Source organism: Pseudomonas sp. FP2300, assembly GCF_030687595.1.
Taxonomy (GTDB): Bacteria; Pseudomonadota; Gammaproteobacteria; order Pseudomonadales; family Pseudomonadaceae; genus Aquipseudomonas; species Aquipseudomonas bijieensis.
Genome location: NZ_CP117440.1, coordinates 1,804,447 through 1,827,372, shown reverse-complemented (window position 1 = coordinate 1,827,372; position 22,926 = coordinate 1,804,447). Strand labels below are relative to the sequence as shown.

Annotated in this window: 25 protein-coding genes; 2 read left to right on the top strand and 23 right to left on the bottom strand. The window is 61.2% G+C overall.

What is annotated here, in order from left to right; translation table 11 throughout:
* The first annotated feature begins 12 nt into the window (after positions 1–12).
* Both PSH86_RS08060 and PSH86_RS08055 read left to right on the top strand, forming a co-directional pair.
* Positions 13–1,584, top strand: coding sequence for a flagellar hook-length control protein FliK (locus PSH86_RS08060; protein WP_163854853.1), 1,572 nt, complete (start codon positions 13–15; stop codon positions 1,582–1,584).
* Positions 1,581–1,910, top strand: coding sequence for an EscU/YscU/HrcU family type III secretion system export apparatus switch protein (locus tag PSH86_RS08055; RefSeq protein ID WP_109751363.1), 330 nt, complete (start codon positions 1,581–1,583; stop codon positions 1,908–1,910). Before PSH86_RS08060 ends, PSH86_RS08055 begins: the two co-directional genes overlap by 4 nt.
* Positions 1,911–2,080: 170 nt before the next feature.
* Here PSH86_RS08055 and PSH86_RS08050 read toward each other — a convergent pair whose 3' ends face one another.
* The 23 genes from PSH86_RS08050 to fliL form a co-directional block, all read right to left on the bottom strand.
* Positions 2,081–2,476: a DUF2802 domain-containing protein gene (locus tag PSH86_RS08050; protein WP_060738629.1), complete on the bottom strand. Its 396-nt coding sequence runs from the start codon at positions 2,474–2,476 to the stop codon at positions 2,081–2,083.
* Positions 2,477–2,962, bottom strand: coding sequence for a chemotaxis protein CheW (locus PSH86_RS08045; protein WP_003199144.1), 486 nt, complete (start codon positions 2,960–2,962; stop codon positions 2,477–2,479).
* Between the two features lie 72 nt (positions 2,963–3,034).
* Positions 3,035–3,907 carry a CheW domain-containing protein gene (locus PSH86_RS08040; protein ID WP_109751362.1) on the bottom strand — a complete coding sequence of 291 codons (873 nt, stop codon included), beginning with the start codon at positions 3,905–3,907 and terminating at the stop codon, positions 3,035–3,037.
* A 96-nt stretch (positions 3,908–4,003) separates the two neighbouring features.
* Entirely contained in the window at positions 4,004–4,795 is a 792-nt protein-coding gene (locus tag PSH86_RS08035; protein ID WP_018606550.1) for a ParA family protein, read from the bottom strand.
* 49 nt (positions 4,796–4,844) lie between these two features.
* Positions 4,845–5,729 carry a flagellar motor protein MotD gene (motD, locus tag PSH86_RS08030; protein WP_305489111.1) on the bottom strand — a complete coding sequence of 295 codons (885 nt, stop codon included), beginning with the start codon at positions 5,727–5,729 and terminating at the stop codon, positions 4,845–4,847.
* 15 nt (positions 5,730–5,744) lie between these two features.
* Positions 5,745–6,485, bottom strand: coding sequence for a flagellar motor protein (locus tag PSH86_RS08025; RefSeq protein ID WP_003199135.1), 741 nt, complete (start codon positions 6,483–6,485; stop codon positions 5,745–5,747).
* Positions 6,485–7,615: a chemotaxis response regulator protein-glutamate methylesterase gene (locus tag PSH86_RS08020; protein WP_305489108.1), complete on the bottom strand. Its 1,131-nt coding sequence runs from the start codon at positions 7,613–7,615 to the stop codon at positions 6,485–6,487. The genes PSH86_RS08025 and PSH86_RS08020 overlap by 1 nt, the downstream gene beginning before the upstream one ends.
* Positions 7,616–7,663: 48 nt before the next feature.
* Positions 7,664–9,895, bottom strand: a complete 2,232-nt coding sequence (locus tag PSH86_RS08015) for a chemotaxis protein CheA (RefSeq protein WP_305489105.1) — start codon at positions 9,893–9,895, stop codon at positions 7,664–7,666.
* Positions 9,896–9,925: 30 nt separating this feature from the next.
* On the bottom strand, positions 9,926–10,711 hold the full coding sequence (locus PSH86_RS08010) for a protein phosphatase CheZ (protein ID WP_060738635.1): 786 nt from the start codon (positions 10,709–10,711) through the stop codon (positions 9,926–9,928).
* A gap of 18 nt (positions 10,712–10,729) precedes the next feature.
* Positions 10,730–11,101, bottom strand: a complete 372-nt coding sequence (locus PSH86_RS08005; protein ID WP_003199125.1) for a chemotaxis response regulator CheY — start codon at positions 11,099–11,101, stop codon at positions 10,730–10,732.
* A 167-nt stretch (positions 11,102–11,268) separates the two neighbouring features.
* A complete protein-coding gene (gene fliA / locus PSH86_RS08000) occupies positions 11,269–12,015 on the bottom strand; it encodes an RNA polymerase sigma factor FliA (RefSeq protein ID WP_109751358.1) in 747 nt (248 codons plus the stop codon).
* Positions 12,012–12,842 carry a flagellar synthesis regulator FleN gene (fleN, locus tag PSH86_RS07995; protein WP_003184001.1) on the bottom strand — a complete coding sequence of 277 codons (831 nt, stop codon included), beginning with the start codon at positions 12,840–12,842 and terminating at the stop codon, positions 12,012–12,014. The genes fliA and fleN overlap by 4 nt, the downstream gene beginning before the upstream one ends.
* Positions 12,843–12,958: 116 nt before the next feature.
* Positions 12,959–14,308, bottom strand: a complete 1,350-nt coding sequence (gene flhF / locus PSH86_RS07990) for a flagellar biosynthesis protein FlhF (protein WP_095973956.1) — start codon at positions 14,306–14,308, stop codon at positions 12,959–12,961.
* A gap of 11 nt (positions 14,309–14,319) precedes the next feature.
* Positions 14,320–16,449, bottom strand: a complete 2,130-nt coding sequence (gene flhA, locus PSH86_RS07985) for a flagellar biosynthesis protein FlhA (RefSeq protein WP_109751830.1) — start codon at positions 16,447–16,449, stop codon at positions 14,320–14,322.
* A gap of 134 nt (positions 16,450–16,583) precedes the next feature.
* Positions 16,584–17,267 carry a hypothetical protein gene (locus PSH86_RS07980; RefSeq protein WP_163854857.1) on the bottom strand — a complete coding sequence of 228 codons (684 nt, stop codon included), beginning with the start codon at positions 17,265–17,267 and terminating at the stop codon, positions 16,584–16,586.
* 179 nt (positions 17,268–17,446) lie between these two features.
* Positions 17,447–18,583 carry a flagellar biosynthesis protein FlhB gene (gene flhB / locus PSH86_RS07975; protein ID WP_109751356.1) on the bottom strand — a complete coding sequence of 379 codons (1,137 nt, stop codon included), beginning with the start codon at positions 18,581–18,583 and terminating at the stop codon, positions 17,447–17,449.
* Between the two features lie 3 nt (positions 18,584–18,586).
* On the bottom strand, positions 18,587–19,369 hold the full coding sequence (fliR, locus tag PSH86_RS07970) for a flagellar biosynthetic protein FliR (protein WP_109751355.1): 783 nt from the start codon (positions 19,367–19,369) through the stop codon (positions 18,587–18,589).
* A gap of 4 nt (positions 19,370–19,373) precedes the next feature.
* Positions 19,374–19,643: a flagellar biosynthesis protein FliQ gene (gene fliQ, locus PSH86_RS07965; RefSeq protein ID WP_038858957.1), complete on the bottom strand. Its 270-nt coding sequence runs from the start codon at positions 19,641–19,643 to the stop codon at positions 19,374–19,376.
* A gap of 23 nt (positions 19,644–19,666) precedes the next feature.
* Positions 19,667–20,416: a flagellar type III secretion system pore protein FliP gene (gene fliP / locus PSH86_RS07960; protein WP_053120292.1), complete on the bottom strand. Its 750-nt coding sequence runs from the start codon at positions 20,414–20,416 to the stop codon at positions 19,667–19,669.
* Entirely contained in the window at positions 20,416–20,853 is a 438-nt protein-coding gene (fliO, locus tag PSH86_RS07955; RefSeq protein ID WP_109751354.1) for a flagellar biosynthetic protein FliO, read from the bottom strand. The genes fliP and fliO overlap by 1 nt, the downstream gene beginning before the upstream one ends.
* Positions 20,854–21,312, bottom strand: a complete 459-nt coding sequence (gene fliN, locus PSH86_RS07950; protein ID WP_109751353.1) for a flagellar motor switch protein FliN — start codon at positions 21,310–21,312, stop codon at positions 20,854–20,856.
* Positions 21,313–21,384: 72 nt separating this feature from the next.
* The gene (fliM, locus tag PSH86_RS07945) at positions 21,385–22,353 is read right to left on the bottom strand and encodes a flagellar motor switch protein FliM (RefSeq protein WP_003184019.1); all 969 of its coding nucleotides are present in this window, start codon (positions 22,351–22,353) and stop codon (positions 21,385–21,387) included.
* 9 nt (positions 22,354–22,362) lie between these two features.
* Positions 22,363–22,866 carry a flagellar basal body-associated protein FliL gene (fliL, locus tag PSH86_RS07940; RefSeq protein WP_305489095.1) on the bottom strand — a complete coding sequence of 168 codons (504 nt, stop codon included), beginning with the start codon at positions 22,864–22,866 and terminating at the stop codon, positions 22,363–22,365.
* Positions 22,867–22,926: the final 60 nt, after the last annotated feature.

The window sequence follows — 22,926 nt, the reverse complement described above, 5'->3', positions numbered from 1 at the left end:
GTAAGACCGTAAATGACAGGCGACATGAACATCCTGCCGCTGCCCCAGCCCACCGCGACGACGCGTACGCCGGTGGTCAGTGGCGAGCTGCTCAAACTGCTGGTGCCGACCGAAGGCCTGATCAGCTCGGGCCAGACCGCCCAGGCCGAAGTGCTCTCGCTCAAGCAGGCCGACCAGACTTTCCAGTTGCTGCTCAAGGTCACCCTGGAGAGCGGCCGCCAGACCACCGTGCAGGCCACCAGCAGCCAGCCACTGCCCCAGGGCACCAGCCTGGCCGTGACCCAGCCGTCCGCCAGCAACCTGGCGATCGCCGTGCAACAGGCCGTGGCCTCCAGCGTCGCCACCTTGACCCGCATCGACACGGCGCAAATGCCGGTCGGCACGTTGCTGCAAGGCAAGGTACTGACCAGCCAGGCGCTGCCGTCATTGCCCGGGCAGCCGGCGGTCTATCGATCATTGGTGAGCCTGCTCAACACCGCCCAGGCTGGCAGCACCCTGGACATCGACAGCCCGCAACCGCTGCGCATCGGCACGCTCTTGAGCGCTCAGGTGCAAGATGCCCAGACGCTGAAATTCGTTCCTCTGAGCAACCGCCACGAGCAATTGGCGGTGAGCCAGCAACTGGTCACCCAAGTGAGCCGCCAGGGTTCGCTGGACAGCCTGATCACCGCCCTGCAAAACCTGCCGGTCACTGACGACACCGGCACCGAGCTGCGCGCCGCGGTGACTCGTTTGCTGGCTGGCCTGCCGGATGTCCAGCAACTGAGCACGCCCAAAGGCCTGGCCCAGGCCATGGTCGCCAGCGGGGTGTTCCTGGAAAGCAAATTGCTCGCCGGGCAACCACCGAGCCTGGCGCCGGACATGAAAGGCGACCTGCTGAAACTGATCGCCCAACTGACACCGGCCCTGCCCGCCTCCACCAACCTCGGCGCCATCATTGCCGCCAACACGCTGGCCCAGGTCCTGCCCAGTTTCGTGCGCAGCGCCCTGGGGATGCTCGGCCAGGTCAGCGCCAAACCGCAACCTACCAGCTTTCCACTGCCCTCGCGCCTGTTGAAAGAGCAGGACGAAGGCGGCGACCTGGAACACCTGCTACGCCTGGCCGCAGCCGCTGTGTCACGCCTGCAAAGCCATCAGTTGTCGAGCCTGGAACAGACCGGCCTGACCGACGACGGTCGGCTGATGAGCACCTGGCAATTGGAAATCCCGATGCGCAACCTGCAGGACATCGTGCCGTTGCAGGTCAAGTTCCAGCGCGAGGAAACCCCACCCCGGGAGCAACCACAGGATCGCCGGGAAGAACGCGAGCCGAAACAGCAGCTCTGGCGGGTGGAATTGGCGTTCGACATGGAACCGCTCGGCCCGTTGCAGGTTCAGGCACAGTTGCTCAGCGGCAGCCTGTCCAGCCAGTTGTGGGCAGAGCGGCCGTACACCGCAAGCCTGATCGAAAACAACCTGACCGCATTACGCGAGCGCCTGGTAACCTGCGGCCTGAACGTCGGCGAACTGGACTGCCACCTCGGCACCCCGCCCCAAGGCCCCAAGACTCGCCTGGAACAACGCTGGGTGGACGAAACCGCATGACAACCCACACCGAACCCCGCCAGGCCATCGCCCTCAAGTACGATGGCCATCACGCCCCGACCCTCACCGCCAAGGGCGACGAAGCCCTGGCCGAGGAAATCCTGCGCATCGCCCGCGAAAGCGAAGTACCGATCTATGAAAACGCCGAGTTGGTGAAGTTGTTGGCGCGGATGGAACTGGGGGACAGCATTCCAGAAGAGCTGTACCGCACGATTGCCGAGATCATCGCGTTTGCCTGGAACCTCAAGGGCAAGTTTCCCCAGGGCTATGACCCGAATGCGCCGAGTGTCGAGAAGGATGTGACCGAGCGTGGCGATGATTACTGATCACAGCCACCAGGGCGGTGTGCTGGCTGGAACGATCAGTGTGTGAGCACTAGAAAAACCTGTGGGAGCGAGCTCGCTCGCGATGAGGTCCTGCCAGCCAACATTGATATTGACTGACACACCGCTATCGCGAGCAGGCTCGCTCCCACAGTTGGATCGAGGTAAAGCGATCAGCCGCCCCGGTGCAGCTTGCTCATCAACTCCGCCTCGGCCTGGGTCAGGCCGCAGGCTTGGGTCAGTTCATCGACGCTGGCGCCCATGCCCACCAGGCGGGCGGCCTGGGCGAAGGACAGGCTGGAGGGGTCGCGCTGTTCCAGCTGGGCAAGTTTATCCGGCAACGGCGCGACCACGGCACGCAGCTCATGGAGCGCTTCGCCCATGCGCACGGTGCCGTTCTGGTAATCATCGACGCGCTTGGCCAGGTCCTTGATGCGCTGGTCGCGCAGCGCATCGCCCTGGGCCTGTTGAGCGGCGATCTGCCGCTGGCCGCGTATGTACGCCAGGAACATCGCCAGCGTGCCTGCCCAGAAAAGGAACAGGACAATGACTGCTACCTCAAGAATCAATCAGATACTCTCCAGTTCCGACCACTCTTCTTCGCTCATCATCTTGTCCAGCTCAACCAGGATCAGCAACTCGTTGTTCTTGTTGCACACGCCCTGGATGAACTTGGCCGACTCTTCGTTACCCACGTTCGGCGCAGTCTCTATTTCCGACTGGCGCAGGTAAACCACTTCGGCGACGCTGTCGACCATGATGCCAACCACTTGCTTGTCGGCTTCGATGATGACGATCCGGGTGTTGTCGCTGATCTCGGCATTCATCAGGCCGAAGCGCTGGCGAGTATCGATCACCGTGACCACATTGCCACGCAGGTTGATGATCCCCAGCACGTAGCTCGGTGCACCCGGTACCGGGGCGATCTCGGTATAGCGCAGCACTTCCTGAACGCGCATCACGTTGATGCCGTAGGTTTCGTTATCGAGCTTGAAGGTCACCCATTGCAGAATCGGATCTTCAGAACCCTTTTGAGACGACGCCTTATCATTCATACCCTGACCCCTCGAAAAACCGCCTGTGGCGGCGTGTATTCTGTCCGGCGACGCTGCGCGCCACCGGTTGTCTTATTTCGGTTTCCGGACCGGCTTGCTGCCGCCCAGGTGTTTTGCCCCGCCGCTGGCGATCAGTTCCGCCAGTTCGGAAACGTCCAGCAAGGCGCACATGTGTTCGATCACCGTACCGGCCAGCCATGGCCGTTGCCCTCGATGGCTGCGCCACTTGATCTCGTTCGGGTCCAGGCGCAGCGAACGGCTGACCTGATGCACCGCCAACCCCCACTCGTAACCCTGCACCGAAATCACGTATTGCAGGCCCTGGCGAAAGTCATCGCGATAACGGTCCGGCATGACCCAGCGCGCGGTATCCAGCACCTTCAGGTTGCCGGCCTGGCTCGGCAGGATTCCGAGGAACCATTCCGGCTGGCCGAACAACGGCGTCAATTCCTGCCCGGCCAGGGAATAAATCGATCCCAGGCATACCAGCGGTACCGCCAGGGTCAACCCGGCCACATCGAACAACAAACACTCGAACGGCTCGGCAGCCCAGGCCGGACGGTCGTCGCCCGGCACCGGTGGCGGCGGATTGCTCGGCGGCAAGTGGACTTCCACCACCGGCGTCACCAGGCCCTGCAACAGCGGGGCAACGGTGGAGACCGGCGCCAGGATCGGCGCAGGCGCATCCATTACCGCCACCTGAGGCTTGATAAACGGTGCCTCGACCGCTGCCGCCATTACTGATTTCTGTGCGTCACGGGCCTGCTCTTCGAGCACGGCCGCTTGAAATTCGTCCAGCACACCCTTGGCTTCGACGTGCTCGGGCAACGCCTCGATCACGCTTGGCTGCGGTGGCAATTCTTCGGTCGCTTCCTGCAACAGCCCATCCAGATAGGATTGCAGGGCCATTTGCGGACGCGAGGTTGTCTTAATCGGGCGGCTCATGAGAACAGTGCGCCACTTGAAGAGGTTATCGGCATGAATGCGGTAGGACTTGAGCGTTCGCAAGCGAACACAGTGCCAGTGGAAAGCCTCGTCACGTTAAGCCACCTGCTGCGGAACAAGCTGCTGGGCCAGCAGGTGCTTGAGCAGCGCCCGGTAGGCCAACACGCCACGGCTCTTGCCATCGAATTGCGAAGGGGTCACTCCGGCACGACTGGCGTCGCGCAGGCGGGTATCGACGGGGATATAGCCTTGCCAGATGTCATCCGGGTACATGTCCCGCAACACACGCAGGGTACCCAGGGACGCCTGGGTGCGACGATCGAACAAGGTCGGCACGATGTTGAAGGCCAGCGTCTGCTTGCGCGAGCGGTTGACCATCGCCAGGGTATTGACCATCCGCTCCAGGCCTTTGACCGCCAAGTGCTCGGTCTGTACCGGGATCACCAGTTGCTGGCTGGCAGCCAAGGCATTGACCATCAGCAAACCCAGCAACGGCGGGCTGTCGATGATCGCGTAATCGAAATCCTGCCACAGCTGCGCCAGACTCTTGGCGATCACCAGACCCAGGCCGCTCTGCCCGGGCGACTGTCGCTCCAGGGTGGCCAAGGCGGTGCTCGAGGGCAACAGGGAAATTCGCTCGTCGCTGGTGGACAACAGCAACTGCCCCGGCAGGCCCTCGGGCACAACGCCCTTGTGCAGGAACAGGTCGTAGTTGCTGTGCTCCAGGCTGTCGGGATCGTAGCCGAAATAGCTGGTCATCGAGCCATGGGGGTCCAGGTCGACGATGACCACGCGCTTGCCCGCCTCGGCCAGCAACCCGGCTAAAGCGATGGAAGATGTGGTCTTGCCCACACCACCTTTTTGATTGGCGACTGCCCAGACTCTCATTCGGATCGTTCCTCCCGGCCGAAACAGGCTCGACCGAGAAATAGCTCGGTTATAAAGCGGGTGACGGAGAATTGACGGCACTCTGTCTTCCCGGCGGCTTGACCGGAGCCGGTGCAGTTTGTGTGCCAGCCCGCTTCAATGCCGCATCCGGGGTTGCATTGGCCGTACCGGTACCGGTCAGGCTACGACGCACATCGAGGTTACGCGACACCACCAGCACCACCCGCCGGTTGCGCGCACGCCCCTCGGCAGTGGCGTTGTTGGCGACCGGCTGGAACTCGCCGTAGCCCACCGATGCCAGGCGCCCAGGGTTCACACCCTGCATCGCCAGCATGCGCACGATGCTCGCCGAACGGGCCGAGGACAGTTCCCAGTTGGTCGGGTACTGCGCAGTACGGATCGGCTGGTCGTCGGTAAAGCCTTCGACATGGATCGGATTGTCAAAGGGCCTCAGGATCGCCGCCACCTTGTCGATGATGTTGAAGGCCATGTCGCTGGGCATCGCGTCGCCGCTGCCGAACAACAGGCTGGAATTGAGCTCGATCTCGACCCACAACTCGTTGCCGCGTACGGTCATCTGGTTGGAGCTGATCAAGTCACCGAACGCGGCGCTGATGTCGTCGGCGATGCTTTTCAACGGGTCGCTGCCACCGGCGATACCGGCATCGACCTGTTCGCTGTCCTTGATCAAAGGTTTGGCCGGGGTGCTGCTCTTGGGCCGCTCGTCGCCGATAGGGATCGGCTTGAGGGCGCGGTCGGAGTCGGTAAAAACGCCGATCAACGCCTCGGAAATAACTTTGTACTTGCCTTCGTTGACCGACGAAATCGAATACATGACCACGAAAAAGGCGAACAGCAACGTAATGAAATCGGCATAGGAAACCAGCCAGCGTTCATGGTTGACGTGTTCTTCACGATACCTGCGACGTGCCATGGTCCATGCTCCCCATCAGTCCATGAAGCCTTGCAGCTTCAATTCAATGGAACGTGGGTTTTCACCTTCGGCGATCGACAGGATCCCTTCCAGCAGCATTTCGCGATAGCGCGACTGGCGTAACGCGATGGACTTGAGCTTGGCCGCGATGGGCAACAGCACCAGGTTGGCACTCGCCACACCGTAGATCGTGGCGACGAACGCCACGGCAATGCCGCTGCCCAGCTGCGACGGATCGGCCAGGTTGCCCATTACATGGATCAGCCCCATCACCGCACCGATAATACCAATGGTCGGCGCGTAGCCGCCCATGCTCTCGAATACCTTGGCCGCCTCGATATCGCGGCTTTCCTGGGTGTAGAAGTCCACTTCCAGGATGCTGCGGATGGCTTCCGGCTCGGCACCGTCCACCAGCAATTGCAGGCCTTTGCGCGAATAGCTGTCGGGTTCGGCATCGGCCACCCCTTCCAGCCCCAGCAAGCCTTCCTTGCGAGCGGTCAGGCTCCAGTTCACTACCCGGTCGATACCGCCGGCCAGGTCGACCCGCGGCGGAAACAGGATCCAGATCAGCACTTGCATGGCGCGCTTGAAAGCACTCATGGGCGACTGCAACAACGCAGCGCCAATGGTGCCACCGAGCACGATCAATGCCGCCGGGCCGTTGGCCAGCGCCCCCAGGTGACCGCCTTCCAGATAATTGCCGCCAATGATGGCGACGAACGCCATGATGATGCCGATCAGGCTAAGCACATCCATTACAGGCAGGCCTCGACCAGGTGTCTACCGATGTCGTCCAACCCGTACACTGCGTCGGCAAGATCAGCTTTTACGATGGCCATCGGCATGCCGTAGATCACGCAGCTGGCTTCGTCCTGGGCCCAGATCGCACTGCCGCCCTGCTTGAGCAGGCGCGCACCTTCACGACCGTCGGCCCCCATGCCGGTTAGCACCACCGCCAGAACTTTGTCACCGTAGGACTTGGCCGCGGAACCGAAGGTAATGTCCACGCAAGGCTTGTAGTTCAGGCGCTCGTCGCCCGGCAGGATTTTCACCGCGCCACGGCCGTCGATCATCATCTGCTTGCCGCCTGGCGCCAACAACGCCAGGCCGGGACGCAGGATGTCGCCATCCTCGGCTTCCTTGACGCTGATGTTGCACAGCTTGTCCAGGCGTTCGGCAAAAGCCTTGGTGAACGCCGCCGGCATGTGCTGGATCAATACGATGGGGGCCGGGAAATTGGCCGGCAACTGGGTCAGGACCCGTTGCAGCGCCACCGGGCCACCCGTGGACGTGCCGATGGCGACCAGCTTGTAGGCTTTACGCTTGGGGGCCGGCGACGACGCAGTGGCGGCGGGCGCCGGACGGGCAGGAGCCGGTGCCTGAGCACTGCGTACCGGGGCCGGATTGAAGCTGCCCGACGACGTCGGCGCCGGGCTTGGCGCCACGACAGGGGCTGGCGCGGGTGCGCTGTAGGCACCGACACGCCGGTTGCTGCGGGAAATACTGTGGACCTTTTCGCACAGCAACTGCCGGACCTTGTCGGGGTTGCGCGAAATGTCTTCGAAATTTTTCGGCAGGAAATCCACCGCCCCGGCATCCAGCGCATCGAGGGTTACCCGGGCGCCTTCATGAGTCAGGGACGAGAACATCAATACCGGAGTCGGGCAGCGCTGCATGATATGCCGCACGGCCGTGATGCCATCCATCATCGGCATCTCGTAGTCCATGGTAATCACGTCCGGCTTGAGTGCCAGGGCCTGATCGATCGCCTCTTTGCCGTTGGTCGCGGTACCGACGACCTGAATGCTCGTGTCCGCCGAAAGAATTTCCGAGACGCGGCGGCGGAAAAACCCCGAATCGTCCACCACCAGGACTTTAACTACCATAAACACTCCGTTAGACGAGGCGCGGCCCTGGGCCCCGCCCCTCCAGAATCAAATACGCCGTGCGGCGTAACGCTTGAGCATGCTTGGCACATCGAGAATCAACGCGATGCGGCCGTCGCCGGTGATGGTGGCGCCGGACATGCCCGGGGTGCCCTGGAGCATCTTGCCCAACGGCTTGATGACCACTTCTTCCTGGCCCACCAACTGGTCGACGACGAAGCCGATCCGCTGGGTGCCCACCGAAAGGATCACCACATGGCCTTCGCCCTGCTCCACATGGGCCGCGGAGCTGACCAGCCAGCGCTTGAGGTAGAACAGTGGCAGTGCCTTGTCCCGCACGATCACCACTTCCTGGCCGTCCACCACGTTGGTGCGCGACAGGTCGAGGTGGAAGATCTCGTTGACGTTGACCAGCGGGAAAGCGAAGGCCTGGTTGCCCAGCATCACCATCAAGGTCGGCATGATCGCCAGGGTCAACGGAACCTTGATGACAATCTTCGAGCCCTGGCCCTTGGTCGAGTAGATATTGATCGAACCGTTGAGCTGGGAAATCTTGGTTTTCACCACGTCCATGCCCACGCCACGGCCCGACACGTCGGAAATCTCGGTCTTGGTCGAGAAGCCCGGGGCAAAGATCAGGTTGTAGCACTCAGTGTCGCTCAGGCGGTCGGCGGCATCCTTGTCCATCACACCGCGTTTCACCGCGATGGAACGCAATACGTTCGGGTCCATGCCTTTGCCATCGTCGGAGATCGACAGCAGGATGTGGTCGCCCTCCTGCTCGGCAGCCAGGATCACCCTGCCGCTGCGGACCTTGCCTGAAGCTTCGCGCTCTTCCGGCGACTCGATACCGTGGTCGACCGCGTTGCGCACCAAGTGGACCAGCGGGTCGGCCAGGGCCTCGACAAGGTTCTTGTCGAGATCGGTCTCTTCACCCACCAGTTCCAGGTTGATTTCTTTCTTGAGCTGGCGAGCCAGGTCACGAACCAGGCGCGGGAAGCGCCCGAAGACTTTCTTGATCGGCTGCATGCGGGTCTTCATGACCGCGGTCTGCAGGTCCGCCGTGACCACGTCGAGGTTCGACACGGCCTTGGACATGGCTTCGTCCTGGCTGTTGAGGCCCAGGCGCACCAGACGGTTACGCACCAGCACCAGCTCGCCGACCATGTTCATGATCTCGTCCAGGCGTGCGGTATCGACCCGAACGGTGGTTTCGGCTTCGCTGGCCGGTTTTTCCGCTGGCGCAGCCGCTGGAGCGCGGGCGGGTGCCGGGGCAGCAGCGGCGGGCTTGGCGGGCTCGGCCTTGGGTTCCGGTGCCTTGGCCGCGGGTGCTGCCGCAGTGGCGGCGGCAGGCGCGGCAGAAGCGGTACCGACTTCGCTGAACTTGCCCTTGCCATGCAGCTCATCGAGCAGTGATTCGAATTCGTGGTCGCTGATCAGGTCGCTACCCGCGGCAGCGGCAGCAGGCTTGGCCGGTGTCGGCGCCGAAGCGATGGCCGAATCCAGTGCGTCCACGGCAAAGGTGCCCTTGCCATGCAACTGATCGAGCAATGCTTCGAATTCGTCGTCGGTGATGTCCGAGCTGTCGCCCGCGGCTTTCGGGGCGGCCGGGGCCGCCGACGGGACGACGGCATCAGGTGCGAACTGGCCCTTGCCATGGAGCTGGTCGAGCAGCGACTCGAACTCGGCATCGGTGATTTCATCGCTGGCAGCCCCATCGGCGGCCGGCGCAGCGGGTGCAACCGGAGCGGCCGGCGCCTCGGCCTGGGCCTTGACGGTGTTGAGGGAGTCCAGCAGTTGTTCGAATTCGTTATCGGTGATGTCGCCCGATTCCTCGGCGACCGGTTCTTCGACCACTGCCTCGGCAACCGGCGCCGCTTCGTCAGCCGATTGCGGCTCGGCCAGGCGCGACAGCGCGGCGAGCAGCTCGGGGGTGGCAGGGGTAATCGGCGAGCGCTCACGCACTTCGCTGAACATACTGTTGACCGCATCCAGCGCTTCAAGCACCACGTCCATCAGTTCCGAATCAACGCGACGCTCACCCTTGCGCAGGATGTCGAACACGTTCTCGGCAATGTGACAGCACTCCACCAGCTCGTTGAGCTGGAGGAAGCCGGCGCCTCCTTTTACAGTGTGGAAACCGCGAAAAATTGCATTGAGCAGATCCGCATCATCAGGTCGGCTTTCCAGCTCGACCAGCTGTTCGGACAGTTGCTCTAGAATCTCGCCGGCCTCAACCAGGAAATCCTGAAGGATCTCTTCATCGGCGCCGAAGCTCATTAATGGCTGCTCCTAAAACAGGGCTAAAACTCAGAATCCAAGGCTGGACAGCAAATCGTCCACATCGTCCTGACCGGACATAACGTCTTCTCTTTTATCGGCATGAATTTGCGGACCTTCACCCTGAGAGAGATGTTTTTGTGGATCTTTTTCAGCAAGCATCGCTTCACGGTCGTGTTCGATACCTGCAAAGCGGTCGACCTGGCTGGCCATCAACACCAGTTTGAGCAGGTTGCTTTCCACTTCGGTGACCAGTTGGGTCACACGCTTGATCACTTGGCCGGTCAGGTCCTGATAGTCCTGGGCCAGCAGAATGTCGTTGAGGTTGCTTGCTACGGCGCGGTTCTCGGTGCTGCTGCGCGTCAGGAAACCGTCGACCCGACGGGCCAGTTCCCGAAACTCTTCAGCGCCGACTTCTCGACGCATGAACCGACCCCAGTCGGTGCTCAAGGCCTGGGCTTCTTCGCTCAGGCCATTGACCAGCGGCGTTGCGCTTTCCACCAGGTCCATGGTGCGGTTGGCCGCGGCCTCGGTCAGCTTGACCACATACCCCAGACGCTCGGTGGCGTCGGTGATCTGCGAGACTTCCTCGGCCTGCGGCATATGCGGGTCGATCTGGAAATTGACAATCGCGCTGTGCAGTTCACGCGTGAGCTTGCCCACTTCCTGATACAGACCGCGGTCACGGGTCTGGTTGAGCTCATGGATCATTTGAACCGCATCGCCAAAGCGACCTTTTTCAAGGCTGTCGACCAGTTCGCGGGCATGTTTTTTCAGGGTCGATTCGAAATCGCCCATTGAAGATTCGTTGTCCATAGCTCCCCCGTGGCGCCGTTAACCGATGCGTTCGAAGATTTTTTCGATCTTCTCTTTCAACGCCTGGGCCGTGAAGGGTTTGACCACATAGCCGTTGACACCGGCCTGGGCCGCTTCGATGATCTGCTCGCGCTTGGCTTCGGCAGTGACCATCAGCACCGGAAGATGCTTGAGTTTTTCGTCGGCACGCACCTGACGCAGCAGGTCGATACCGGTCATGCCCGGCATGTTCCAGTCGGTGACCAGAAAATCGAAGTTGCCACTGTGCAACATCGGGAGCGCAGTGGTCCCGTCATCTGCCTCGGCCGTGTTGGTGAACCCAAGGTCACGCAACAGGTTTTTTATGATCCGCCGCATCGTTGAGAAGTCATCAACGATGAGGATTTTCATGTTCTTGTCCAATTCGACCTCCAAGCAGTCTTAAACGCGCCCAGCACCTGGACGCGCCATTTCAATCAATCCGGCACAACACTCGACAACGGTCTGGAGCACAACGGATGGAGACTGGCGCAGTACTTGCCAGGCCAGCCTCGTTCGCAGTGTCCCCACACTGCCTGTCAACGCGCTCGCCACTCCCCCAAACGCCCCCGCAAACGGGCCGCGCACTGGCTGTGTAACTGGCTGACCCGCGATTCGCTGACCCCCAGGACCTCACCGATTTCCTTGAGGTTCAGCTCTTCGTCGTAGTACAGCGCCAAGACCAGTCGCTCACGCTCCGGCAAATTGGCAATCGCATCCGCCAGCGCGCTCTGGAAACGTTCATCTTCCAGGTCACGCGATGGCTCCATGTGAGCACTCGCGCCATCCTCGTGCAGCCCCTCGTGTTCACCACCGTCCTGCAACAGGTCGTCGAAACTGAACAGGCGGCTGCCCAAGGTATCGTTCAAAATCCCGTAATAATCATCGAGACTCAACTGGAGTTCGGCCGCAACCTCGTGATCTTTAGCGTCACGCCCGGTTTTAGCTTCAATTGCCCGAATTGCATCGCTGACCATGCGGGTATTGCGGTGCACCGAGCGTGGCGCCCAATCGCCCTTGCGGACTTCATCGAGCATGGCCCCACGAATGCGAATACCGGCATACGTCTCGAAACTGGCGCCCTTGCTCGCGTCGTATTTGTTCGATACTTCGAGCAGGCCGATCATGCCCGCCTGGATCAAGTCTTCGACCTGGACACTGGCCGGCAACCGCGCCAGCAAGTGGTAGGCGATACGCTTGACCAGTGGCGCGTAACGCTCGATCAATTCGTACTGGGCGTCCCGTGCCGATTTTTTGTAGAGATGGTTGTAACCGCTGGCTGTCATAGCACGGGCCCTGCTGTTTGTTGCACAAGACGCTCGACGAAAAATTCCAGATGCCCGCGCGGGTTGGCCGGCAACGGCCAGGTATCGACCTTCTGGGCGATCGCCTTGAACGCCAGCGCGCATTTGGAACGTGGAAAGGCTTCATAAACGGCACGTTGCTTCTGGACGGCCTTGCGTACGCTTTCGTCATAGGGCACGGCGCCGACGTATTGTAGGGCGACGTCCAGGAAGCGATCCGTGACCTTTGTCAACTTGGCGAACAGGTTGCGGCCCTCCTGCGGGCTCTGGGCCATGTTGGCCAGGACGCGGAAGCGGTTCATGCCATAGTCGCGGTTCAGCAGCTTGATCAAGGCATAGGCGTCGGTGATGGACGTCGGTTCGTCGCAGACCACCAGCAACACTTCCTGGGCCGCGCGTACGAAACTGACGACCGAGTCGCCGATACCGGCCGCGGTGTCGATCACCAGCACATCGAGGTTGTCGCCGATGTCGCTGAAAGCCTGGATCAGGCCGGCGTGCTGGGCCGGGGTCAGGTGAACCATGCTCTGGGTGCCGGAGGCAGCCGGCACGATGCGAATCCCGCCTGGCCCCTGCAACAGCACGTCGCGCAATTCGCAACGGCCTTCGATCACGTCCGCCAGGGTGCGTTTGGGTGTAAGCCCCAAGAGCACGTCGACGTTCGCCAGGCCCAGGTCGGCGTCCAGCAGCATGACCCGTCGGCCAAGCTCTGCCAGAGCCAGGGACAAGTTCACTGACACGTTAGTCTTCCCGACGCCACCTTTGCCGCCGGTCACCGCGATCACCTGTACGGGATGCATGCTGCCCATGTTCGTTCTTTACCTTGTCTTACTTAGACGGAGGCCACATTACTGGCTGCGCGTTCGCATACGGAACAATGCATGGCAGACCATCGATGTAGGTACAAAAAATATTCATGATTACCTCAGCCAACCTGCTTGGTCGGGCTGTGGTAGATATCAGCGAACATATCAGCCATGGCTTCTTCGCTGGGTTCTTCCTGCATTTGCACACTCACGGCACGGCTGACCAGTTGATGACGGCGCGGCAGATGCAAATCATCCGGGATCCGCGGCCCGTCGGTCAGGTAGGCCACCGGTAGTTCATGACCGATCGCCAGGCTCAACACCTCGCCCAGGCTTGCCGTTTCGTCCAGCTTAGTCAGGATGCAGCCGGCCAGCCCGCAGCGTTTGTAGCTGTGGTATGCGGCGGTTAGAACCTGTTTCTGGCTGGTGGTTGCCAACACGAGATAATTTTTTGACTTGATGCCGCGTCCGGCCAGGCTTTCGAGCTGCATGCGCAGGGCCGGATCGCTGGCTTGCAGGCCGGCGGTATCGATCAGTACGACGCGCTTGCGCAGCAACGGTTCCAATGCCTGGGCCAGGGACTGGCCCGGATCCACATGGGTCACCGACACGTTGAGGATCCGTCCCAGGGTCTTGAGTTGCTCCTGGGCACCGATGCGGAAACTGTCCATGCTCACCAGGGCGATGCTCTGGGCGCCGTACTTGAGTACGTAGCGGGCGGCGAGCTTGGCCAGGGTGGTGGTCTTGCCCATGCCGGCAGGACCGACCATGGCAATCACCCCGCCCTCTTCCAGCGGCTCGACTTCCGGCGTGGCAATCATCCGCGCCAGGTGCGCCAGCAACATGCGCCAGGCCTGGCGAGGTTCTTCGATACCATTGATCAATGCCAGCAGGTCCCGGGACAACGGACCGGACAGGCCGATGCGTTGCAGGCGACGCCACAGGTTGGCCTGGGCCGGACGGCTGCCTTGCAACTGGTTCCAGGCCAGGGAGCCGAGTTGGACTTCCATCAGCTCGCGCAGGCTGTTGAGCTCGAAGCGCATCGAGTCCAGGGCGCGCGGATCGACCCCACGGGCAGGCGCGGCGGGTGCCGGCTCTGGACGACGCGGTTCGGCCTGGGCCTGCTCGATCAGCGGCTCGGCAGCGGTCAACGGCAAGCCGGCGGTCAGTGGCTGACCGGCGAACAATTGACGATTGGTGCCCGCGGCACCCTCGCCTTCGCTGCTACGCAGGCTCAGTTCGGCCTGGGCGCTGGCGATGCGCGATTGGGTCTTGCGCAGCTCATCTTCGAGTTCCATGTTCGGAACCCGCGGGGCCAGCGCAGACAGTTTGTAATCCAGGGCCGCCGTCAGCTCGACACCGCCGGCGATACGACGGTTGCCAATGATGGCTGCTTCAGCGCCCAGCTCGTCACGAACCAGTTTCATGGCCTGACGCATGTCGGCGGCGAAAAAACGCTTCACTTGCATAAACCACTACCTCAGCCGTTGGGCCCTACTGTCGCAACGATGGTCACTTGCTTGTTGTCCGGTATTTCCTGGTACGCCAGCACATGCAGCCCCGGGACCGCGAGGCGCCCGAATCGCGAGAGCATCGCGCGAATCGGACCGGCCACCAGCAGGATCACCGGCTGGCCTTGCATCTCTTGCCGCTGGGCTGCTTCGATCAGCGAACGCTGCAGCTTCTCGGCCATGCTTGGCTCCAGCAGGACACCCTCTTCCGAGCCTTGCCCTGCCTTCTGCAGACTATTGAGCAATATCTGTTCCAACCTTGGTTCCAGAGTGATCACAGGCAGCTCGGACTCAGTGCCTACAATGCTTTGGACGATTGCGCGGGACACGCCGACCCGAACAGCTGCCACCAAGGCGGCGGTATCTTGACTCTTGGAAGCGTTGTTGGCGATAGCTTCGGCAATACTGCGTATGTCGCGCACAGGCACTTGTTCGGCCAACAGCGCCTGCAGCACCTTGAGCAACTGCGACAACGAAACCACACCCGGCACCAGCTCTTCGGCCAGCTTCGGCGAGCCTTTTGCCAGTACTTGCAGGAGCTGCTGGACTTCTTCGTGGCCGATCAGCTCGCTGGAGTGCTTGTACAGAATCTGATTCAAGTGGGTCGCCACCACCGTACTGGCGTCTACCACGGTATAGCCGAGAGACTGGGCCTGGGCCCGCTGGCTGATTTCGATCCACACCGCTTCCAGGCCGAAAGCCGGATCCTTGGCGGTGATGCCGTTGAGGCTGCCGTAGACCTGTCCGGGGTTGATCGCCAGTTCGCGGTCGGGGTAGATCTCGGCTTCGGCCAGGATCACCCCCATCAAGGTCAGGCGATAAGCGCTCGGCGCCAGGTCGAGGTTGTCGCGGATATGCACGGTGGGCATCAGGAAGCCCAGGTCCTGGGAGAGCTTCTTGCGCACCCCCTTGATCCGCGCCAGCAATTGCCCCCCCTGGTTGCGATCGACCAAAGGAATCAGGCGATAGCCGACTTCCAGGCCGATCATGTCGATCGGGGTTACGTCATCCCAGCCCAGTTCCTTGGTTTCCATGGCGCGGGCCGGCGACGGCAGCAGTTCCTGCTGGCGCTTGACCTCTTGCAGGGCCTGGACTTTCTGCACGTTCTGCTTCTTCCAGAACAGGTAGGCGCCACCGGCCGCCAGGGCAGCCATGGTCAGAAAGGAAAAGTGCGGCATGCCAGGCACCAGGCCCATCACCGCCATCAGGCCGGCAGCAACGGCCAGGGCCTTGGGCGAGGCGAACATTTGCCGGCCGATCTGCTTGCCCATGTCTTCGGAGCCCGAAGCACGGGTCACCATGATCGCGGCCGCTGTGGATAACAACAGTGATGGCAATTGCGCCACCAAACCGTCACCGATGGTCAACAAGGCGTAAACCCTGCCAGCGTCGCCGAAGGTCATGTCGTGCTGGAAGATACCGACGGCCATGCCGCCGATCAGGTTGATGAACAGAATCAGCAGGCCGGCGATGGCGTCACCGCGCACGAACTTGCTGGCACCGTCCATGGAACCGTAGAACTCGGCTTCCTGGGCCACTTCCAGGCGACGCAGCTTGGCCTGGCTCTGGTCGATCAGGCCGGCGTTGAGATCGGCGTCGATCGCCATCTGCTTGCCCGGCATCGCATCGAGGGTGAAACGCGCGCTCACCTCGGAAATCCGCCCGGCGCCCTTGGTCACCACGACGAAGTTGATGATCATCAAGATGGCGAAGACCACGATACCGACCACGTAGTTACCGCCGATCACCACCTCACCGAAGGCCTGGATCACCTTACCGGCGGCAGCGTGCCCGTCCTGGCCGTGGAGCATGACCACCCGGGTGGACGCCACGTTCAGCGCCAGGCGCAACAGCGTGGCCACCAGCAGGATGGTCGGGAATACGGCGAAATCCAGCGGCCGCAGGGCGTATACGCACACCAGCAGCACGACAATCGACAGGGCGATGTTGAACGTGAAAAACACGTCCAGCAGGAACGGTGGTACCGGCAGCATCATCATGGCGAGCATGACCAGCAGCAACAGCGGCACGCCCAGATTACCCCGGCTGAGGTCTACGACATTGCTGCGCGCGGTGCTGAGTAACTGAGAGCGATCCACCAATATTCCCCGTTCCTGTGAAGCAAACTTTTGACGCCCTGGACGGGCGCAGACGGGGTATTGCAAGAAGCCTTCCAACTTGCAGTCAAGATTCGCAACGGCGTGCATTCATTCGGCGCGATGCACCCGGTGAATCACTGCGCTGTAAGTATTTGCGCCGGTGTGATTGGGCCAAAATTCAATTTCCAGCCCCTGACGTAACGCGCGCCCCGGAACATTTGCACACCATCGACTTCAACCTGGTCTTGATTGGCGTACATGAACACCACCATCGAAGAAGGCGCCTTGACGTCGGCCAAGGGCTCTTCAGGCGCGTTGATCTGGTGGCCCTCCATCACATTGAGCGCCCATTGAAACTGGATGATCGGAAGATCCGCGATCGTGATGATCTGCTTGGGATCCTCCCACCGAAAATCCGTGCGCGCGGCAAGCCTCAATTTCCCATCAAGGATCTGGAAAATCGGCTTGTGATAACGTCGCTCCAGCCCCCCACTCGACCATCCATCGAAATAACTGTCAGGGTGGGTGAAGATACGGAACAGCGCCTCGTTATTACCGATCTTGCCGGCCTGACCAGCGAAGTAATCGTAGGAAATGTGATAAGCCAGGCCCTCCAATTCAGGCCGAATGGCATTGACCTCACCCTCCAGGTAATTGGGCACATACTTGTTCGCCGCGTCCCTGAAGCGCGCAAACTCGAGCATCAGGTCAAACGTGAACGCACAAGCGATGGCTCGTTCACCGGCATTGGCCTCGACCGCCCCTGACACGAAGTTCAGTTCCATGCCGCCGAGTTTTTTGTATTCGCGCATTGTCATGGCACACCCCTGGATTGAGTAGTCATCCAGAAGCATTACATTGCCATGGGAAGCGGCTGTCTACTGTCAGGACTGACAGGTACCGGGGATACCTGACGCCTATCGCAGGCCGTAGTACAGACCTTCCAAGCCGATCCAGGCACTCAATCGACGCCAATGTTTCTCTGCGCCAGCGTGACTCAGGAATCGCGCCGCAAATCCGGCGGAATCGGCAAGTCCTTGAGCGGCTCTGGACGCTTGCCTTTACCCGCGCGGTGCTGGCGGATCTGGTAGACATACGCCAGCACCTGGGCCACAGCCAGGTACAAGCCTCCGGGGATTTCCTGGTCGAGTTCGGTGGAGTAGTAGATCGACCGCGCCAACGCCGGGGATTCGAGCAGCATCACCTCGTTAGCCACGGCGATTTCACGGATCTTCAGCGCCAGGAAATCACTGCCCTTGGCCAGCAACACGGGGGCGTTGCCTTTTTCGGGGTCGTACTTGAGGGCGACGGCGTAGTGGGTCGGGTTGGTGATGACCACATCGGCATCGGGAATTGCCGCCATCATCCGCCGCTGGGAGACCTCGCGCTGCAACTGCCGGATCCGCTGCTTGACCTCCGGCTTGCCTTCCGAGTCCTTGTGCTCGTCGCGCACTTCCTGCTTGGTCATCATCAGCTTCTGCTTGCTCTGATACAGCTGGATCGGCACATCGATGGCAGCGATCAGGATCAGGCCGCAAGCCATCCACAACGTACTCCAGCCCACCAACTGCACGCTGTGGATAATCGCCTGCTCCAGCGGTTCGTGAGCAATGCGCAGCAGATCATCGATATCGGCCTGCAACACTGTCAGCGCGACGAACAGGACCAACAGGAATTTCCCGAAAGCCTTGAGCAACTCCATCAGCGCCGAGGTAGAAAACATGCGCTTGAGGCCTGCGGCCGGGTTCATTCGACTGAATTTGGGGGCCAGGCTACCGGCGGCGAACAACCAGCCGCCCAGTGAAATCGGGCCAATCACGGCGGCCAGCAGCAAACAGATCAGGACCGGCTGCACCGCCAGGATCGCGATCTTGCCCGAGTGCAGCAGGTGTTGGGACATGGATCCGGGAGAAAGCAGCACCTCACGGGGCAGGGAAAAATTCAGGCGCATGATTTCCAGCAGGTCCAGGGCCAACCCACCGCCATAGACCAGCAACCCGCCCGCCCCGGCCAGCATCACCGCCAGCGTGTTGAGTTCCTTGGACCGGGCAGTCTCACCCTTTTCCCGGGATTCGCGCAGGCGCTTTTCCGTGGGGTCTTCTGTCTTGTCCTGACCACTCTCGCTCTCGGCCATGGTTCAGCGTGCCTGCGCCATGTCGCGTAAAAGCTGCAAGGCCTGGGTGGCCAGCGGCTGGTACTGGTTGAGGATATCCCCCAGGCTGACCCAGAAAATCACCATGCCCAGCACGAGGGTCAGCGGAAAGCCAATGGAGAAAATATTCAATTGCGGTGCCGCGCGGGTCATCACGCCAAAGGCGATGTTGACCACCAGCAACGCGGTGATCGCAGGCAATACCAGCACCATCGCCGCGCCCAGGACCCAGCCGAGCTTGCCGGCGATTTCCCAGAAATGATTGATCAGGAACGCATTGCCCACCGGCATGGTGGTAAAGCTCTCGGTCAAGACCTCGAAGACCACCAGATGCCCATTCATGGCGAGGAACAACAGGGTCACCAGCATCGTCAGGAACTGACCGATCACTGCCGTCGTCACGCCATTGGTGGGGTCGACCATGGACGCGAAGGCCATGCCCATCTGGATCGAAATGATTTGCCCAGCCACCACGAAGGCCTGGAAGAACAGCTGTAGCGAGAAGCCCATCAAGGCGCCGATGAGAATTTGCTCGGCCACCAGCATCAGTGCACTGAGGTCCAGGGCATGGACCGGCGGCATCGGCGGGAGTCCGGGCGCGATGACAACCGTGATCGCCAGGGCGAAATACAGGCGCACGCGCCGGGGCACCAGGGTCGTGCCGAAGACCGGCATGCTCATCAGCACCGCGGTGACGCGAAACAGCGGCAGGATGAACGATGCCACCCAGGAACTGATCTGGGTGTCCGTCAGCTCGAGCATCGACATGCGGTCAGCCGATCAACTGCGGAATACTGCCGTACAACTGCAGGATGTATTCCATGAAGGTTTGTACCATCCAGGGGCCGGCGACGATCAGCGTCACCAGCATCACCAACAGGCGTGGCAGGAAGCTCAAGGTCTGTTCGTTGATCTGGGTCGCGGCCTGGAACATCGCCACCAGCAACCCGACCAGGAGGCTGGGGATCACTAGGATGGCAACCATCATGGTCGTCAACCAGAGCGCTTCACGGAACAGGTCTACCGCTACTTCAGGCGTCATATCGTCCTACCCGCACAAAAGGCCTAAACACCGCCGAAACTGCCCGCCAGGGTACCGATGATCAACGCCCAGCCATCCACCAGCACAAACAGCATGATCTTGAACGGCAGGGAAATGATCAGCGGCGAGAGCATCATCATGCCCATGGCCATCAGTACGCTGGCGACCACCAGGTCGATGATCAGGAACGGGATGAAAATCATGAAGCCGATCTGGAAAGCGGTCTTGAGCTCGGAGGTCACGAACGCCGGCACCAGGATGGTCAATGGCGCCTGATCGGCACTGGGGATATCGGTGCGCTTGGACAGGCGCATGAACAGCTCCAGGTCGCTGCTGCGAGTCTGGGCCAGCATGAAATCCTTGATCGGCACTTCAGCCTTGGCCACGGCATCCTGAGCAGTGATTTTTTCCGCCAGGTAGGGTTGCAGCGCATCCTGGTTCACCCGGTCGAACACCGGCGCCATGATGAACATGGTCAGGAACAGCGCCATGCCGGTGAGGATCTGGTTCGAGGGGGTCTGTTGCAGGCCCAGGGCCTGGCGCAGGATCGAAAAGACAATGATGATCCGGGTGAAACTGGTCATCAGCATGACGAACGCCGGGATGAAACTCAGCGCGGTCATGATCAGCAGGATCTGCAGGCTGACCGAGTATTCCTGGGCCCCTTCGGCGTTGGTTCCGAGGGTGATCGCCGGAATCGACAGTGGATCGGCGGCGAACGCCAACGGTGCGGCCAGCATCAGGGCCAATGCCAACAGAATGCGCAACGGCATTACTTTTTATCCTTCTGGTCTTTACCCAACAGTTCCATGAGGCGCTGGGCAAACTCGGGACTTGCCTGCTCGGCGGAGGGCACCTGCACCGGCTCCTTGAGGACGTGCAAGGCGGTAATAGTGCCCGGGCTCAGGCCCAGCAGGATCTGCTCGCTGCCGACCTGCACCAGCACCAGCCGGTCCCGAGGACCGAGCGCGCGGGAGCCGATGATGTCGATGACCTGGCCTTTGCCGGCTGGCCCGGCCTGCTGCACCCGACGCAGCATCCAGGCGAGGAAGAAGATCAAGCCCAGCACCAGCAGCAAACCCAGCACCAGCTGTGCCAATTGCCCGGCCACGCCACTGCCGGCAGCCGGCGCAGCGGCGGCCGTGGCAACCGGCTCGGCCGCCAGCACGCTCAATGGCAGCATCGCGGCTGCTGCGAAGAAACCTTTCACTCAGCGCAGCTTCTTGATGCGTTCGCTCGGACTGATCACGTCCGTCAGGCGAATGCCGAACTTCTCGTTGACCACCACCACTTCGCCATGGGCGATCAAGGTACCGTTGACCAGCACGTCGAGTGGTTCGCCGGCCAGGCGGTCCAGCTCGATCACCGAGCCCTGGTTGAGCTGCAGCAGGTTGCGGATGTTGATGTCGGTGCTGCCCACTTCCATGGAAATCGACACCGGGATATCGAGGATCACATCCAGGTTCGGGCCATCGAGCGTTACCGGCTCATGACTCTTCGGCACGCTGCCAAATTCTTCCATCTGCAGGCGGCTGGACGCATGAGCGCCACTGTCGGCCGCCAGCAAGGCGTCGATGTCGGCTTGCCCGGCATCACCGGTTTCTTCCAGGGCTGCGGCCCATTCGTCGGCAAGCGCCTGGTCATCCTGGGTATTCATATCGTCAGCCATCATTTGTCCTCGGCGGGCAAAAATCAGTTAAAAACGTAAAATCCGTTACAAACTCAAGGGGTTCGACCCCGCTCAGCGGCGTTCGATCGGCTCGATCACCTGCAACGCCAGGTTGCCTTTGTGAGAGCCCATCTTGACCTTGAAGGCCGGTACGCCATTGGCGCGCATGATCATGTCTTCCGGCATCTCGACGGGGATGATGTCACCCGGCTGCATGTGCAGGATGTCCCGCAGGCGCAGTTGGCGCCGGGCAACCGTCGCGCCGATCGGCACGTCGACATCCAGCACATCCTGGCGCAGCGCATTGATCCAGCGCTCGTCCTGGTCGTCGAGGTCCGACTGGAAACCGGCATCGAGCATTTCTCGCACCGGCTCGATCATCGAGTACGGCATGGTCACGTGCAGGTCGCCGCCACCGCCATCGAGCTCGATGTGGAAGGTCGAGACCACGATGGCCTCGCTCGGGCCGACGATGTTGGCCATGGCCGGGTTCACTTCCGAGTTGATGTACTCGAAGTTCACTTCCATGATCGCTTGCCAGGCTTCCTTCAAGTCGACGAAAGCCTGCTCCAGCACCATGCGCACGACCCGCAGCTCGGTCGGGGTGAATTCACGCCCCTCGATCTTGGCGTGACGACCGTCGCCGCCGAAGAAGTTGTCCACCAGCTTGAACACCAGCTTGGCGTCAAGAATGAACAATGCGGTGCCGCGCAACGGCTTGATCTTCACCAGGTTGAGGCTGGTAGGCACGTACAGCGAGTGCACGTACTCACCGAACTTCATCACCTGCACGCCACCGACGGCCACGTCGGCCGAGCGGCGCAGCATGTTGAACATGCTGATGCGGGTATAACGGGCGAAACGCTCGTTGATCATTTCCAGGGTCGGCATGCGTCCACGAACGATGCGATCCTGGCTGGTCAGGTCGTAGCTTTTGACGCTGCCCGGTTCAGCAGCGTTCTCGGTCTGCACCAGGCCATCGTCGACACCATGTAGCAGCGCGTCGATTTCGTCCTGGGACAACAGGTCCTGCACGGCCATGTCGTGTTCCTACTGCAATACGAAGTTAGTGAAAAGCAACTGTTCGATCACCACTTTGCCAAGCTCTTTCTGAGCCACTTCCTGCACGCTGGCCGTGGCTTTCTGACGCAGCATTTCCTGACCGACCGGGGTGGCCAGGGTGTCGAAATTCTGTCCGGAAAACAGCATCACCAGGTTATTGCGGATCAGCGGCATGTGCACCCGCAGCGCTTCCAGGTCAGCCTGGTTGCGACCCAGCAGGGTGAAGCTGACCTGCATGTAGCGTTGACGACCGTTCTGGGTGTAGTTGGCCACGAAGGCTGGCGCCATCGGCTCGAAAATCGCCGGTTGCTTGCCCACTGGTGCGGCTTCGACCGCCACCGCCGGCTTGCTTTGGGCGCTGTGCATGAAATACCAGGTCGCCCCCACCGAAACGCCGATCGCCAGGAGCAAACCCACCACGATCATGATGATCAGCTTGAGTTTGCCTTTGGTTGCAGGGTCTTTTACAGCTGCTGCTTCACTCTTCGCCATGCCAATAATCCGTCACTAATCGGGGTTTTCACTGTTGCACGGCAAGGCTGGAGCAAGTGT

Coding starts and splice junctions, on each gene's coding strand:
- PSH86_RS08060 (WP_163854853.1), top strand. CDS start 13: ATGACAGGCGACATGAACATCCTGCCGCTGCCCCAGCCCACCGCGACG.
- PSH86_RS08055 (WP_109751363.1), top strand. CDS start 1,581: ATGACAACCCACACCGAACCCCGCCAGGCCATCGCCCTCAAGTACGAT.
- PSH86_RS08045 (WP_003199144.1), bottom strand. CDS start 2,962: ATGAATGATAAGGCGTCGTCTCAAAAGGGTTCTGAAGATCCGATTCTG.
- PSH86_RS08040 (WP_109751362.1), bottom strand. CDS start 3,907: ATGAGCCGCCCGATTAAGACAACCTCGCGTCCGCAAATGGCCCTGCAA.
- PSH86_RS08035 (WP_018606550.1), bottom strand. CDS start 4,795: ATGAGAGTCTGGGCAGTCGCCAATCAAAAAGGTGGTGTGGGCAAGACC.
- motD (WP_305489111.1), bottom strand. CDS start 5,729: ATGGCACGTCGCAGGTATCGTGAAGAACACGTCAACCATGAACGCTGG.
- PSH86_RS08025 (WP_003199135.1), bottom strand. CDS start 6,485: ATGGATGTGCTTAGCCTGATCGGCATCATCATGGCGTTCGTCGCCATC.
- PSH86_RS08020 (WP_305489108.1), bottom strand. CDS start 7,615: ATGGTAGTTAAAGTCCTGGTGGTGGACGATTCGGGGTTTTTCCGCCGC.
- PSH86_RS08015 (WP_305489105.1), bottom strand. CDS start 9,895: ATGAGCTTCGGCGCCGATGAAGAGATCCTTCAGGATTTCCTGGTTGAG.
- PSH86_RS08010 (WP_060738635.1), bottom strand. CDS start 10,711: ATGGACAACGAATCTTCAATGGGCGATTTCGAATCGACCCTGAAAAAA.
- PSH86_RS08005 (WP_003199125.1), bottom strand. CDS start 11,101: ATGAAAATCCTCATCGTTGATGACTTCTCAACGATGCGGCGGATCATA.
- fliA (WP_109751358.1), bottom strand. CDS start 12,015: ATGACAGCCAGCGGTTACAACCATCTCTACAAAAAATCGGCACGGGAC.
- fleN (WP_003184001.1), bottom strand. CDS start 12,842: ATGGGCAGCATGCATCCCGTACAGGTGATCGCGGTGACCGGCGGCAAA.
- flhF (WP_095973956.1), bottom strand. CDS start 14,308: ATGCAAGTGAAGCGTTTTTTCGCCGCCGACATGCGTCAGGCCATGAAA.
- PSH86_RS07980 (WP_163854857.1), bottom strand. CDS start 17,267: ATGACAATGCGCGAATACAAAAAACTCGGCGGCATGGAACTGAACTTC.
- flhB (WP_109751356.1), bottom strand. CDS start 18,583: ATGGCCGAGAGCGAGAGTGGTCAGGACAAGACAGAAGACCCCACGGAA.
- fliR (WP_109751355.1), bottom strand. CDS start 19,369: ATGTCGATGCTCGAGCTGACGGACACCCAGATCAGTTCCTGGGTGGCA.
- fliQ (WP_038858957.1), bottom strand. CDS start 19,643: ATGACGCCTGAAGTAGCGGTAGACCTGTTCCGTGAAGCGCTCTGGTTG.
- fliP (WP_053120292.1), bottom strand. CDS start 20,416: ATGCCGTTGCGCATTCTGTTGGCATTGGCCCTGATGCTGGCCGCACCG.
- fliN (WP_109751353.1), bottom strand. CDS start 21,312: ATGGCTGACGATATGAATACCCAGGATGACCAGGCGCTTGCCGACGAA.
- fliM (WP_003184019.1), bottom strand. CDS start 22,353: ATGGCCGTGCAGGACCTGTTGTCCCAGGACGAAATCGACGCGCTGCTA.
- fliL (WP_305489095.1), bottom strand. CDS start 22,866: ATGGCGAAGAGTGAAGCAGCAGCTGTAAAAGACCCTGCAACCAAAGGC.